This window comes from Nitrospira sp. BLG_2 (genome assembly GCF_049222245.1).
Map to the genome: position 1 here is coordinate 1 of NZ_JBLYIG010000427.1, position 13,475 is coordinate 13,475.

Sequence of the window (13,475 nt, forward strand, 5' to 3'; positions counted from 1 at the left end):
TTCAACATCAATCGCTGTTTGGCCTGTCAGACCTGCAGCATGGCCGATAAGTCGACCTGGCTCTTCTCCAAAGGGCAGGAGTACATGTGGTGGAACAACGTGGAAACCAAGCCGTACGGCGGGTATCCCCAGTTCTACGACGTCAAAATCACGCAGCTGATCGAGCAGGTCAATCCGGGCGGCCAGGTCTGGAACGTCCGGGTGGGGCGCAAACACCATGCCCCCTACGGCGTGTTCGAAGGCATGACCATTTTCGATGCCGGGGCCAAAGTGGGCCAGGCCGCGATCGGCTACATTCCGACGGACCAGGAATGGCGGTTCGTCAACATTTACGAAGACACGGCCACCTCGATGCGCGCCTTGGTCGAGGGCGTCGACAAGACCGGCTTCTCGCGGGATGAACCCTGGAAGATGACCGGCAGCAGCCTCCCGGAACATGAGACCTTCTTCTTCTATCTCCAGCGCATTTGCAATCACTGCACCTATCCGGGCTGCTTGGCGGCCTGCCCCCGCAAGGCCATTTACAAGCGGCCGGAAGACGGCATCGTGCTGATCGACCAGAACCGCTGCCGGGGCTATAAGAAATGTGTCGAGCAGTGTCCGTATAAGAAGCCCATGTACCGAGGCACGACGCGGGTCAGCGAGAAGTGTATCGCCTGTTATCCCCGCATCGAAGGCAAGGACCCCCTCACCGGCGGCGAGCCGATGGAAACGCGCTGCATGGCGGCCTGCGTGGGCAAAATCCGCATGCAGAGCCTCGTGCGGATCGGCGAGGACGGTCTCTGGGCCGAAGATCGCTGGCATCCGCTGTACTATGCGATCCGCGTGGAGCAAGTGGCCTTGCCGCTCTATCCGCAATGGGGCACCGAGCCCAATGGCTTCTATATCCCGCCCCGGCATTCGCCGCGGGGCTATGCCCGGCAGATGTTCGGCCCCGGCGTGGACAATGCCATTGAAAAGTACCTGGTCCCCAGTCGGGAACTGTTGGCCGTGCTCCAGCTCTGGCGCGCCAGCCAGCAGATCGTGTTCCGCTACGATGTCATTCCCGGCCCCAAGGTCTTTGAAACCCAGATCCACGGCAAGCGGTTCGAGATGTACAACGACACCGTGTTGGGCTTCAACAAGTCCGGCAAGGAAGTGGCCCGCATTCAGGTCGAAGAGCCCATCTACATCCGCCCCGCCGAACGCGTCACCTGGCTCTAGCCCGGTCGCTGCTGCGGAGTCTCAGACGGGTGGCCTCCTTTTACGGAGGCCGCCCGTGGTGCGTCAGCAGGCGGGAAATCCCCGTCCCACAGTGGATCCGAGAACGGATTCTCAGGTCAAAGCGCATATCATTTGATGACTCACGACATACGTGCGTATTGCGGAAAGCGCTAGAGCCGATCTATCCAAGAACATCGGTCTTTCGGCTCACCACTACTGCATCTTCTGCACGCTTGACGGGATAAACAGCGTCCAGTACAGTTTTTATATAGTTCCGAATCAAATGGTTTCTTTGCTATTCCATTGGGGAGCACTCCCGGCGTGATATCGCACCAGCAGCCAACGGTTCCTTTTGCCGCACAAGCTATCCCATTCGATGAGTTTCTCGCTTCAGGTAAGCTCCCAGATGGCTATCTGAATGGTGAGTATGTCGCTCAGCAATTCGTTGAGCGCCTCGTGCACTATATCCTCAGCGTTCCCGCCGGCAGTTATTCCATGGCTCAGCTGAGCCAACTTCTGGAACAACTCGATCCACGCGCCCAGGTCTTCTTTTTTAAACGTTTAAAGGAAACGAGCCCGGACTGCGTGAAAGATTTCGCTCCCCTTTACTATGGCTTCATGAACGAGTTCCATTCCCTCCTGTTCACATAAGAAGCAAGATCACACTAAAAAATACTCCTTGTCGGCACTTCAATCTCATGTATAATCACACTTCATCAAAAGGAGAAGGAGTATTATGAATCCATCGTTACAAAGGGCAGTCACCAGTTTCTATAATTTGATTTACGAAGCACAGACCTTCGCTACAGCCATGGCAAGAATCGACACCGCCGAGCAGGAGCATTACGCCGGACGAATTGAAGGCCTCAATTGGGTGCTCGACCGCTGTCAGGAGTTAGAGGACATGGACACCAACCTTACGCCATCGTCCCTGCAACGCATCCTGGGGGAAGTCAAATCCGATTTGGAGCATGAACTTTCCGTACAGCGAAGAGAGAAAGGACGGCGTGCCGACGGAAGGGAGGAAGCCCTCAATTTCGTTGCAGATTACCTTTCCAGCCTCATCACAGCAACCGAGATCGAGTCCGCAAAGGCCACCGTCTAACATCGTCCTGTATCATCCGGGGTACCTGCCTCTCCTCGCGCCGCTGAGGCACGTCCCCGCTCTTCAGCCGACTCTTCTGAAACGTTGGATCACGCCCCCTAGCCCCAAGCGAATAGTCCCTCCAAAAGCATGCGATGACTCCGCTCACGGAGTGATTAGCCTTGACCCCGACTCCCATCCTCACTAAGATGAAGAATATGCGTCCACCTTTAGGCAAGCCAGTCACCCAAAGAATACCTGGGTCTCCACGGACTTACAGAAGCCGGCAACGCTCCTCTGCTGAAACTCCACAAGATCAATTCGGCTCGCTCAATGCCTCCCTTCTGTTCTGCCCTCGATGTCGCGTAGCCACCCCGACAAGAGAACGACTCCTGCTCGTTCTACCCACCGGAAATCTTTATGAGTATCTCTGCGTCCATTGCGGAACCTCGACAGGGTCAAAGACAGACAATCCCGTCAAGACCGTTCAGATAGTCGGTCCTTAGCTTCGTCACATATCGATCTATCGGCGGATTCGGCGCGAAACCGATCACCTGTCGGGTCAGACCGCGTTAGAGCTCAATGCCTGAAACGACGAGGCCGGAAACCGGCGTGACCGGGACGCGACAGAAGGGATGGAGCGAAGATTAGGCCAACGCTCTCCATACATGGTCACATGCCGCACACTGCAGAAAAGTATGCGATCGGCTGGATCAGTCGATTTGTTCGAGCGGGATACCTTCCTCGATAAGCATCACCGGGATGTTATCGCGGACGGGGTAAAGGATCTTTCGATCGGCGCGGATCAGACCGCCATCAAGCTCGACGGACACAGGTCGTTTCCCCAAATTTTTCAATTCGCCCCGTGCTACAGCAGCATTCAGCTTCTGAATGAGAGATTCCTCAGCCAAGCTCACCGCCTGTTTGGTCGCGGGGCAACAAAGGATCGCCAAGAGCTCTTTATCAAGACTCATGATTATTCAACTCCCGCTGTGTCAGCGGCGGGTAGAATAATCGATGGAGACCTCAAGCGCAAGTCGTATAGGGAACTCCTCATGCGCTACCATTTCTGATACACTCGATACGCTTCCTACCGGATGTATCGCCATGATCAAAGCATTTTGGAAAACCTGCATGGCAGGCCTCATTGTCTTAGTCCCTGCCTGGGTCACGTTCTTGATTCTTTCGACTCTGTTCACCACTCTTGATGGGGTGGTCGGTCGATACATGTTATATCCCCTTCCCGGTCTTGGCCTGTTATTATTGGTCGTCCTTCTCATTGGTGCCGGCCTCATCGGCGAACATGTGATTGGCCAAGGCTTGTTGGTGAGACTGGAACGCCGCATTGAACGGATTCCGCTCGTGCAGAGCATCTACCTCACATTGAAAGGCATGACCGATATTCTCAACTTCCGATCCCGCTTTGGCCGCAGTACAGTGGTGGCCTTTCCTTTTCCTCGGGATGGATGCTGGGCATTGGGTTTTGTGATGGGAATGGCGCCTCCATCCCTTCAAGTCGAGCCCTCACGTATCCTCTTCATGGTGTTCGTCCCCACCGCGATTCACCCCTTTACCGGCTTTCTCGCCTTCATCCCGGAACATGCGTTGCGCCCGATCAATCTTCCTGTTGAAGACGCGATGAAGATGGAGTTTTCCGCCGGTTTCTATAGACCTCGACGCGGTTGGCTTGCCTCTCCATCGCGCCCATCATGATTGAACGCCTCCACATCAGACCGGCCCGTCAGGACGATGTGGATACCATCGTTATGTTCAATGTCGCCATGGCGTTCGAAACGGAGAGTCGCCGGCTCGATCCTGCCACCTTGCGCAAGGGGACTCTTGCCATCTTGAGAACACCCAGATATGGATTTTATATCGTCGCGGAACTTCCCGAAGACAAAAGCTACAAGCCGGTCGGCCAGCTCATGATTACGTACGAATGGAGCGACTGGCGGAACGGGGCGTTTTGGTGGATCCAGAGCGTCTATGTCGTGCCGGAGCGGCGATGTCTGGGAGTGTTCAGGGCCATGCACAATCATATCCTCGCCAAAGCCAGGGCGGATTCACGGGCCTGCGGCATCAGATTGTACGTAGAACGGCAAAATCGCACGGCACAAACTGTGTACCAGAGTGTGGGGCTCACCCCATCGGCCTATACCGTCTTCGAGCAAGACTTTGTCCTGGGACATGAAGTCCACCGGAAACAGCCAAAGGAGTTCCCATGAAACTGGGTCGTTGTCTGCTTGGTTTCTTAGCGGTCGCCGTGTTGTTTCAAGGATGCGCCTTCAGTCGGGGAACACTCGGCGACGAGCTACGATCGGACGTGGTGGCGACCATTCAGAAAGGTTCAACCACGAAGGAAGAGGTATTTCGACTTCTGGGGGCCCCGGACCGCCTCCTGCCTCTCAACGGTCGAGACGTCTTCCAGTATTATCGATACGATGCAAAAGCAGGCAGTCTTCTGCTGATCGTTCTCAATTTCACACGGCTGTCCATCAAGAGCGACGACCTCTACGTCATCTTCAATCGGGACGAAATTGTCGAAGATGTCATTTCCTCGAAACGCACGGACAGTTTGGAGTTCAGATTTTGGCCGTTTAAGGAGTGACATGATGAGCGTGCGGAGAATCGCATTCATATTCTTCGTGGCGGTACTCTGCCTGTCTTCCCATGGCTGCAATGTCATTCGCATTGAGCTCAATACCCCCCTTACCTCGGAGGATGTCGCCTTCATCGTTCCAGGCAAAACCACATTAACCGATGTGATAGAGAAGTTGGGAGCACCTGACTCCATCACCGATTCCGATACGGGCATTGTCGCGACGTATCGATTCGCCGACTTGAAATACTCGCGTGTTAACTTTGGTTATTTGGCGAAACCATGGATACCCGTCGACCCGGATTTCATTTTTTCCCGCACGGGACTCGGCGTCGATGCCTTTGAAGTGTTGTGCGACACGAAGTGGGTGGTATTACACCAGGGATTTCAGCGGCATCTTCCAAGACCTCCTTTTCATCCTTATCCCTTCCAGCAATCGTGGAAATCCGTCCCGCATGAATTGCCGCCTGTAGGTGAGCCCGCTATAATGGCGAGCCATGGATGAAGAACCATCCGAGCACCCCCCAAACCTCTATAGTCAAGACCGCTCTTCTTCTTCTTATCTCCTCGCCGATCAGGACACCGAGCTTCTCCAACGAGATGAGCTTCGTTCGGTCCGAATCGGGCTTGAGTTGGTGAAGGCTGAACTGATTCAGCGAGAGGAAGGGATCAGATCCACCATCGTCGTCTTCGGCAGCGCCAGGCTTCAAGAACCCGCTGCCCTGGCGCAGGCGCTACATCTTGCGGAAGAGCAAGCAGCTCAAGCTTCGGATGACGGCATCCGCAAGCAACGAGTCGCCATCATCAAACGGCAGCTCGAGCTCGCAACGTATTACGATGTGGCGAGAGAATTCAGTCGATTGGTGTCTTCCACCTGCCAAGCTAACGGGAGATGCGACTACGTTATTGTCACCGGAGGGGGGCCGGGCATCATGGAAGCGGCCAACCGCGGGGCGGCCGACGTGAACGCCAAATCGATCGGGTTGAACATCACTCTGCCTCATGAACAGCGTCCAAATCCCTACATCACGCCGAAGCTCAGTTTCCAGTTTCGCTATTTCGCCATCAGGAAGATGCACTTCTTGCTTCGCGCGCGAGCACTCGTCGCCTTTCCAGGCGGTTTCGGCACGCTCGATGAATTGTTTGAAACACTGACTCTCCTCCAGACCGGTAAAACCAAGAGCATCATCGTTGTGCTGGTCGGTCGGCACTTTTGGGAACGGGTGATCGACTGGCAATTGCTCGCCGAGTGCGGTCTCATCACCCAGGCAGACCTCAGCCTGTTTCACTACGCCGAGACGGCTCAAGAAGTCTGGGACCTGATCGCACGGCACAATGGAATGCCCACCGTATGAGACTCTCATTTTTCGGGGCCGCTCGATCGGTCACCGGGAGCCGACATATGTTGGACGTGCCGGGCTTTCGATTGTTGTTCGATTGTGGAATGTTTCAAGGACGGCGAGATGAGGCGCTCCGGCGCAACCGCGACGTGGGATTCGACCCGAAATCCCTAGGCGCCGTCTTGCTCTCGCATGCCCATATCGACCATTCCGGCGCCCTTCCTGTTTTGCCGCGACAGGGTTTTTCTGGAAAAGTTTACCTCACGAGAGCATCGGCTGATCTCGCGGGCATCATGCTCGAAGATTCAGCTCGTGTGCAAAAAAACGACTGCCGATATGTCAACAGAAAAGAACGCAGACGCGGCAAGACCTGTATTCTGCCGTTTTACGACAGCAACGATGTCCGGAAGATCGTCAAGCGGTTTGAGGGTGTGCGATACGGTGACCGGCTAAAACTCGCGCCTCGGGTCACCGCATCGTTCCATGACGCAGGTCATATCTTGGGATCGGCCGCGGTCCGAGTGAAATATACCGCGCGCGGCAACACCACGACCGTCTTGTTCAGCGGAGACCTGGGTCGATCCCATATGCCGATCCTGCGAGATCCTGAACCGCCGCCCGCCTGTGACGTTCTGATTCTCGAATCGACATATGGCGACCGATTGCATGAACGGGCCGGCGAAGAGATGAAGAAGAAAGCGCAGGATCTGCTCGACCATGCGCGGGCGCACAAAAGTAAGATCATCGTGCCCGCATTTGCGGTGGGACGGACCCAGGAACTGGTCATGCGGATCAAGGAACTGGTCGGTGAAGGCCGCGTGGATCCGCTTCCGATCTACATCGACTCACCGCTGGCCGATAAGGCAACGAAGGTGTTCAAGCGCCACCCAGAATGCTATGACGACGAAACCATGAAAACCTTTTCGTCCGGTGGTGATGTCTTCGCTTCCCGCTACATCCATTTTGTCTCCTCTTCCGAGGACAGCAAGCGGTTGAATGCCATGCGTGGCCCATGCGTCATTATTTCCTCTTCGGGTATGTGCGAAGGGGGAAGAGTCTTGCACCATCTCAAACATGCGATACAAGATGAGGCGAACATCATTGTGTTTGTCGGCTTTCAAGCGGAACATACGCTCGGCCGCAAGCTCGTCGAAGGTTGGGACGTGGTGCCGATCTTCGGCGTGCCGACACCCAGACGGGCCCAGATCGTCAAGTTCAACGGCCTGTCGGCCCATGCCGACCGACATGATTTATTGGCCTACGTCCGAGCCATCAACCCGCCGCCCAGTACTATCTTTATCGTGCATGGCGAGGAGAAACAGGCTCTCTCCCTGGGCGCGGCGATTCAAGCGGAATATTCGAACATCGATGTGCGGATTCCCCACCAGGACAGCGCGCATGAGATTTAGATCGCTGCATTTCGTCAGAATGGCCGGCCAACGACCGGTGTGGCTAGCGATACTGTCCTGTGTGGTCGCGCTGGTCTCGGGTTGCCTTTCCACAGCCGCGGCACAACCGAAACAAGAACGACACCGTCTGCGCGACTTGGGGATCGTCGTCGGACAGTATTCACCGGGCCCTCTCAACGCGATTACCGACATTGCCGGCGTGAAAGTCGGCCATACCACGCTGATCTCCGGCGAGGGGCCTTTACAACCAGGGCAAGGCCCGATCCGCACGGGCGTCACCGTCGTCATTCCGCGCGACGATGTCTGGCACAAGAAGGTTCCGGCGGGCTCGTTCGTTCTCAATGGTACCGGCGAGATGACCGGCCTCGCCTGGATCGCCGAGTCCGGATTTCTTGAATATCCCATCGCCCTCACGAATACGCTCAATGTCCCGCGTGTCGCGAACGGCGTGATGAGCTGGATGATCAAACAGTATCCGGATATCGGCATTTCTGACGATACCCTCACACCGATTGTCGCTGAATGTGACGATGGACGGTTGAACGATATTCAAGGGCGTCACGTATCCGAGCAGAACGTCATGACCGCGCTCGAAAGCGCGACCAGTGGGCCGGTGGCGGAAGGCACAGTCGGCGCCGGCACGGGAATGGTCGCCTATGGATTCAAGGGAGGAATCGGCACATCCTCGAGAAAATTGTTCGAGAAAGAAGGCGGCTATACGGTGGGGGTCTTGGTCAATGCGAACCATGGGCGAAGGCAGGAACTCCTTGCCAGTGGCGTCCCGGTGGGAAAACTCTATGATCCGCCGCAACAAGTCTCCGAAGCGACCGTGCCTGGCCAGAGTGAAGGTTCCATCATCATCGTCATCGCCACCGATGCGCCCTTGGACGGCCGGCAGCTCGCCAGGCTGGCCAAACGCGCCGCGCTCGGTCTCGCCCGCACCGGCTCCACTGTGCGCCACGGCAGCGGGGATTTCATACTGGCCTTTTCCACGGCCAATGTGATTCCGCACTATCCGAAAGATCCGACTTATAATTTGACACACCTGTCCGACACTCATCTGAATCCGCTCTTTACAGCGACGGTCGAGGCCACCGAAGAGGCCATTCTCAATGCCCTTACCATGGCCACCACGGTGACAGGCCGAGACAATCATCGCATTGAAGCCATAGACCTTAGCCGTCTCAAAACACTCTTGTCCGGTTCACGATGAGATCGATGAATTGAATTTCTGAGCTCCTGTCGTAAAGTGAGCCTAGCTTGCAAATGTGGCGATTCTCTCGCTATCCTGCTGGACGTAAACCGGGAGGAATGGTATGAGCCAATACCAAATCGGGGGCGGGTTGCAACTGCTGACGGCGGTGCAGAAGACTGAGGCCTTCGGTGAGTTCTTGAAAACGAGGATGGTTCATGCCCTTGAGACGGAGGACCCCACGGAACTGCATTACCTCCTTGCGCAGGTGGACGACTACCATTCCTACCTGTGGCGGTATTATAAGAAATTGGCACAGACCCGAGCTCAGCGGATGGATCCCGGAGTCTGACTCCAAGCCGTCCCGAACTCGCGCGGCTCGCACGGTATGCCGATCTCATCTGACTCTCCTCATCATGAGGCGTGGCTTTGCAATTTGCAGTGGCTCTTTCGAAACTGGTAGAGACGGAACCCGCGGCTCGGGCTGCAGCCGACGACATTCTGGCACAGCTGAGTGCCGCTCCGATCGACCTTGCGTGCGTCTTCTTTTCTGCTCATCACACCGCCGAGGCCCATCTTTTGGCGGAGGTGCTGACAGGGACGCTTCGTCCGAGCCTACTGATCGGCTGCAGCGGAGAGGGTGTGATTGCCGGAACAGAAGAATTGGAAACGACCCCGGCGATGACCGTCTGGGCGGCGGTCCTTCCCGACGTAAATCTTCACCCGCTTCGTACGTCGTTTTCAGCGACGCACGATCGATTTCATCTCTCGGGATGGCCTGAGCTGGGCGTTGAAGTATCGTCGTTCCTCATGCTTGCTGATCCATTCACCGTGCCGGTTCAAGATATCCTTGGGTTTCTGGAAGAGCGCTATCCCGGAGAAAAGGCTGTCGGTGGATTGGCTGGAGGTGGGCAAGAGGCCGGCATGAATCGGCTGGTTCTCAACGATCAGGTCTTCGATGACGGGTTAGTAGGTGTTCGCCTCTCAGGGGCCGTGGATATCCGACCGATCATCTCGCAGGGATGTCGTCTGATCGGGGACCGATTTGTCGTGACAAAAGCCGAACGCAATCTGATTCACGAACTCGGAGGTGTGCCGGCTTTGGATCGGTTGCAGGCCATTTTTGATTCGCTGGCGGAGGAAGATCGACGCCGCGCCTATCGGGCGCTCCATCTCGGCATCGCCATCGATGAGCATCGGAACCGGTTCGAGCGGGGAGATTTTCTTATTCGGAATCTGCTCGGAGCCGACCGTACCACGGGCGCCGTCGCGATCGGCGATGTGGTGCAAGAAGGCCAAACAGTGCAGTTCCATCTGCGCGACGCGGAATCGGCCACGGAAGATTTGAACTCGCTGTTGGCGACCGACCGGGCCGGCCATCGGCATCCCCCCCTTGGCGCCCTCATGTTCAGCTGTTGCGGCCGCGGTCGGGGTCTCTTTGGGAGACCGAATCATGATGCGGCTGCAACGACGGGACGCCTGGGACCGATTCCCATCGCAGGGTTCTTTGCACAAGGCGAGATAGGGCCCATTGGAAACCGCAATTTCTTACACGGGTACACGGCCAGCATTGCCCTCTTTGCCGAACGAGACCGCTGACTTATCCGAGTTGACCAGGCCCTCAAGGCCATGCCATACAGTGAGGGGAGGAGATCATATGAAATCGCCGTACATTTCATCTATCGTGATGATGTTGATTCTGACATCGACATTAGGAGTAGGAGGTTCCATGGCAGAGAACAAGCAGGAAGTCATTACACCATCCGGGCTTAAATATATCGATCAAGCGATCGGCACCGGAGATGCGGCCGTCGCTGGAAAGACGGCGAGCGTCCACTATACGGGCTGGCTGGAAAACGGCACAAAGTTCGACAGCTCCGTCGATCGTGGACAGCCCTTTTCGTTTCCTCTCGGCGCCGGACGGGTCATTAAGGGCTGGGACGAAGGGGTGCAGGGGATGAAGGTGGGAGGCAAGCGTAAACTCACCATCCCATCAGACTTGGGGTACGGATCGCGCGGCGCCGGCGGGGTCATCCCGCCGAACGCCACGCTGATATTCGACGTCGAATTGCTCGGCGTGCGGTAACCATCCGGTGCAACACACTCCTCTCATCGCACAACATCGCGCCGCCGGCGCGAAACTCGTCGATTTCGCCGGATGGGAAATGCCCATCCATTACACCGGTGTTGTGGATGAGTATCACACCGTGAGAAGCCGGGCCGGTCTCTTCGATGTCAGCCATATGGGGCGAATTGTCGTCACTGGCTCCGGCGCGGAATTTTTCCTGCAGCGAATGACGACGAACGATCTCGCTGCGCTGCAGCCCATGCAAGCCCAGTACTCGATGGTGTGCAATGAGCAGGGCGGCATCAAGGACGATATCTTCGTCTATCGGTTGGCGAAGGACGGAGAATTTCTTCTCTGCGTCAATGCGTCCAATCGAGCCAAGATCGTATCGTGGCTTATTGAACACAGTCGGGGAGTTCCTGACTGTCACATCTCCGACCGCTCAGAAGAGATTGCGCAAATCGCCTTGCAGGGTTCCGCTGCGCGAGCGATCGTGGCGGCACTCGGATTGCCGCAGCTCGACCGACTCAAGCTTAGGGGATCCACGACGGTGCGAGTCGCGGATGAGGAGTGCCTGGCGGCACGAACGGGCTATACCGGAGAATTCGGTTACGAATTTTATGTGTACGGACAAGCCGGCACAGTTTGGAACAAGCTGTTGCACACAGGCAAGTCATTCGGTTTGAAACCGGCAGGGCTCGGCGCACGGGATCTCCTGCGTCTTGAGATGGGCTATCTGCTCTATGGCAACGATATCGATGAACGAACGACGCCGCTCGAAGCCGGAGCAGAATGGGCCGTGCGTTTTGAAAAAGGAGAGTTTGTCGGAAAGCAGGCCTTGTTGATTCAAAGACAAGGGGGCTTGTCCCGCCGATTCGTCGGTTTTGAATTGCTGGAGAAAGCCGTTCCTCGCCACGGTTTCAAGATTCTCTCCACGTCTTCACCGCAATCTCCCATCGGAGAAGTCACCAGCGGCAATCTTTCCCCTCTTCTCCAGAAGGGAATCGGATTGGGGTATGTATGTCCTCAGTATGCCGAACTTGGGACAGATCTCTTCATCGACATTCGAGGTAAAGCGGTTCCGGCGAAGGTTGTGAAGCCGGCGTTCTACAAGAAATCCAAGGGCTGATGACATATGGCTGATGGCACGAACAAGAAGCACGATGAGTCATGTTTGCCTGTGCCATAGGCCGTACGCCATTGACGATAGGTGTACCATGACGAAAAATATTTATACCGGGAAGGTCATTACACTGAACATCGACACCGTCCAGTTACCGAATGGGGTGACGGTGGACCTCGAAACCATCCGTCATCCAGGGGCGGCCGCGGTCGTTCCGATAAAAGATGATGGGACCGTGGTATTGATCAGGCAGTTCCGGCATGCCGCCGGCGGTTTCATCTATGAAATTCCGGCGGGAAAACTGACTCTCGGCGAAGACCCGTTGCATTGCGCTGCACGAGAACTGGAAGAAGAAGTCGGCTATCGAGCCTCTTCGTTTGAGCTGCTTTCAAGTATCTTTACGGCTCCCGGCTTTGCGGATGAAGTGATCCATGTTTACAAGGCGACCGGTCTCACGAAAGGGCGTCAGCAACTGGATCGTGACGAAGTGCTGGAGATCGTCGAAATGCCATTGCATCTGGCGATCACCCGAATTCAAGACGGCACGATCCGTGATGGGAAAACGATCGTCGGCCTACAAGCGGTCTATATCGGAAGTGCTCTTCCGCGTTGATCATCCCAACGAACTTACCACCTTATCTTTTCATCCTTTTTCTCGCCCATCGCGAAAGAAGGGAAGACATCCACGACTGAATTGCCCCAGACGGATCCTTAGTAGACCTGAGGCGCACATGTCTCGGTTCACAGAAATACCGGAATCGTGCTATCTTCGCCTACGCAGCGTCTGAATTCATCAATGCCTTATGGCCGTGAGCTTTAAAGAAGGAGAACTGTGCCAATGTTGCTAAAGGGGAAAAAGGGACTCATCATCGGCGTGGCCAATAAGCACAGCATCGCCTGGGCCATCGCGCAATCGACCGCCGGCCAGGGAGCACAGCTCCTCTTCAATTATCAGAATGAACGGCTGAAGCAAAACGTGGAAGAGCTCGCCGCCACACTGCCTGGCGCGAAAGCATTTCCCTGCGATGTGAGCAACGATGGTGAGATTGCGTCACTCATGCAGCAGGTTCAAAAGGAGGTCGGACAAATCGATTTTCTCGTGCACTCCCTGGCGTTCGCTCCCCGGGAAGAGTTGAGTGGACAATTCGTGAATACCACCCGACAAGGGTTTGCGATGGCGCTCGACATCAGCGCCTATTCTCTCGTGGCCGTCGCAAGAGCCGCCTTGCCGTTGATGACCGCCGGAGGGTCCATCGTCACTCTCACCTATCTCGGGAGCGAGCGCGTCGTGCCGCACTACAACGTGATGGGTGTCGCTAAAGCCGCACTTGAAGCCGCGGTCCGCTACTTGGCGTATGACCTGGGTCCGTTGAATATCCGGGTCAATGCCATTTCCGCAGGACCGATCAAAACACTGGCAGCACGCGGAGTCTCAGGTATTACCAAGATGGTCGATT

At 56.0% G+C, this 13,475-nt stretch carries 17 protein-coding genes; 16 read left to right on the forward strand and 1 reads right to left on the reverse strand.

Annotated features, from left to right (window positions below; all coding sequences use genetic code 11):
- The 3 genes from ACOSYY_RS11690 to ACOSYY_RS11700 all read left to right on the forward strand — a co-directional run.
- Window positions 1-1,203, forward strand: a 1,203-nt coding sequence (locus tag ACOSYY_RS11690) for a 4Fe-4S dicluster domain-containing protein (protein ID WP_421662565.1), incomplete at its 5' end; no start/stop codon positions are given.
- Between the two features lie 321 nt (window positions 1,204-1,524).
- Window positions 1,525-1,854 carry a hypothetical protein gene (locus tag ACOSYY_RS11695; protein WP_421662566.1) on the forward strand — a complete coding sequence of 110 codons (330 nt, stop codon included), beginning with the start codon at window positions 1,525-1,527 and terminating at the stop codon, window positions 1,852-1,854.
- An 85-nt stretch (window positions 1,855-1,939) separates the two neighbouring features.
- Window positions 1,940-2,308 (forward strand): hypothetical protein, encoded by a 369-nt coding sequence (locus tag ACOSYY_RS11700; RefSeq protein ID WP_421662567.1) that lies wholly within the window; start codon window positions 1,940-1,942, stop codon window positions 2,306-2,308.
- 692 nt (window positions 2,309-3,000) lie between these two features.
- On the opposite strand, the gene ACOSYY_RS11705 is transcribed toward ACOSYY_RS11700, so the two are convergent.
- Window positions 3,001-3,261, reverse strand: coding sequence for a Trm112 family protein (locus ACOSYY_RS11705; protein ID WP_421662568.1), 261 nt, complete (start codon window positions 3,259-3,261; stop codon window positions 3,001-3,003).
- 133 nt (window positions 3,262-3,394) lie between these two features.
- On the opposite strand from ACOSYY_RS11705, the gene ACOSYY_RS11710 reads away from it, so the two are divergent.
- The 13 genes from ACOSYY_RS11710 to ACOSYY_RS11770 all read left to right on the forward strand — a co-directional run.
- On the forward strand, window positions 3,395-4,000 hold the full coding sequence (locus ACOSYY_RS11710; protein WP_421662569.1) for a DUF502 domain-containing protein: 606 nt from the start codon (window positions 3,395-3,397) through the stop codon (window positions 3,998-4,000).
- Complete coding sequence (locus tag ACOSYY_RS11715; protein WP_421662570.1) at window positions 3,997-4,512, forward strand: GNAT family N-acetyltransferase; 516 nt, start codon at window positions 3,997-3,999, stop codon at window positions 4,510-4,512. Before ACOSYY_RS11710 ends, ACOSYY_RS11715 begins: the two co-directional genes overlap by 4 nt.
- Entirely contained in the window at window positions 4,509-4,895 is a 387-nt protein-coding gene (locus tag ACOSYY_RS11720; protein WP_421662571.1) for a hypothetical protein, read from the forward strand. Before ACOSYY_RS11715 ends, ACOSYY_RS11720 begins: the two co-directional genes overlap by 4 nt.
- A 1-nt stretch (window position 4,896) precedes the next feature.
- Window positions 4,897-5,391, forward strand: coding sequence for a hypothetical protein (locus ACOSYY_RS11725; RefSeq protein WP_421662572.1), 495 nt, complete (start codon window positions 4,897-4,899; stop codon window positions 5,389-5,391).
- On the forward strand, window positions 5,384-6,241 hold the full coding sequence (locus ACOSYY_RS11730; protein WP_421662573.1) for an LOG family protein: 858 nt from the start codon (window positions 5,384-5,386) through the stop codon (window positions 6,239-6,241). The genes ACOSYY_RS11725 and ACOSYY_RS11730 overlap by 8 nt, the downstream gene beginning before the upstream one ends.
- Window positions 6,238-7,635, forward strand: coding sequence for an MBL fold metallo-hydrolase RNA specificity domain-containing protein (locus ACOSYY_RS11735; RefSeq protein WP_421662574.1), 1,398 nt, complete (start codon window positions 6,238-6,240; stop codon window positions 7,633-7,635). Before ACOSYY_RS11730 ends, ACOSYY_RS11735 begins: the two co-directional genes overlap by 4 nt.
- The gene (locus ACOSYY_RS11740; RefSeq protein WP_421662575.1) at window positions 7,625-8,848 is read left to right on the forward strand and encodes a DmpA family aminopeptidase; all 1,224 of its coding nucleotides are present in this window, start codon (window positions 7,625-7,627) and stop codon (window positions 8,846-8,848) included. The genes ACOSYY_RS11735 and ACOSYY_RS11740 overlap by 11 nt, the downstream gene beginning before the upstream one ends.
- A gap of 103 nt (window positions 8,849-8,951) precedes the next feature.
- Window positions 8,952-9,179, forward strand: coding sequence for a hypothetical protein (locus ACOSYY_RS11745; protein WP_421662576.1), 228 nt, complete (start codon window positions 8,952-8,954; stop codon window positions 9,177-9,179).
- A 71-nt stretch (window positions 9,180-9,250) separates the two neighbouring features.
- On the forward strand, window positions 9,251-10,426 hold the full coding sequence (locus ACOSYY_RS11750; protein ID WP_421662577.1) for an FIST signal transduction protein: 1,176 nt from the start codon (window positions 9,251-9,253) through the stop codon (window positions 10,424-10,426).
- 130 nt (window positions 10,427-10,556) lie between these two features.
- Window positions 10,557-10,913: an FKBP-type peptidyl-prolyl cis-trans isomerase gene (locus tag ACOSYY_RS11755; RefSeq protein WP_421662578.1), complete on the forward strand. Its 357-nt coding sequence runs from the start codon at window positions 10,557-10,559 to the stop codon at window positions 10,911-10,913.
- Between the two features lie 7 nt (window positions 10,914-10,920).
- The gene (gene gcvT / locus ACOSYY_RS11760; protein ID WP_421662579.1) at window positions 10,921-12,024 is read left to right on the forward strand and encodes a glycine cleavage system aminomethyltransferase GcvT; all 1,104 of its coding nucleotides are present in this window, start codon (window positions 10,921-10,923) and stop codon (window positions 12,022-12,024) included.
- Between the two features lie 88 nt (window positions 12,025-12,112).
- A complete protein-coding gene (locus ACOSYY_RS11765; RefSeq protein WP_421662580.1) occupies window positions 12,113-12,631 on the forward strand; it encodes an NUDIX domain-containing protein in 519 nt (172 codons plus the stop codon).
- Window positions 12,632-12,856: 225 nt separating this feature from the next.
- Window positions 12,857-13,475, forward strand: a 619-nt coding sequence (locus ACOSYY_RS11770; RefSeq protein ID WP_421662581.1) for an enoyl-ACP reductase FabI, incomplete at its 3' end; no start/stop codon positions are given.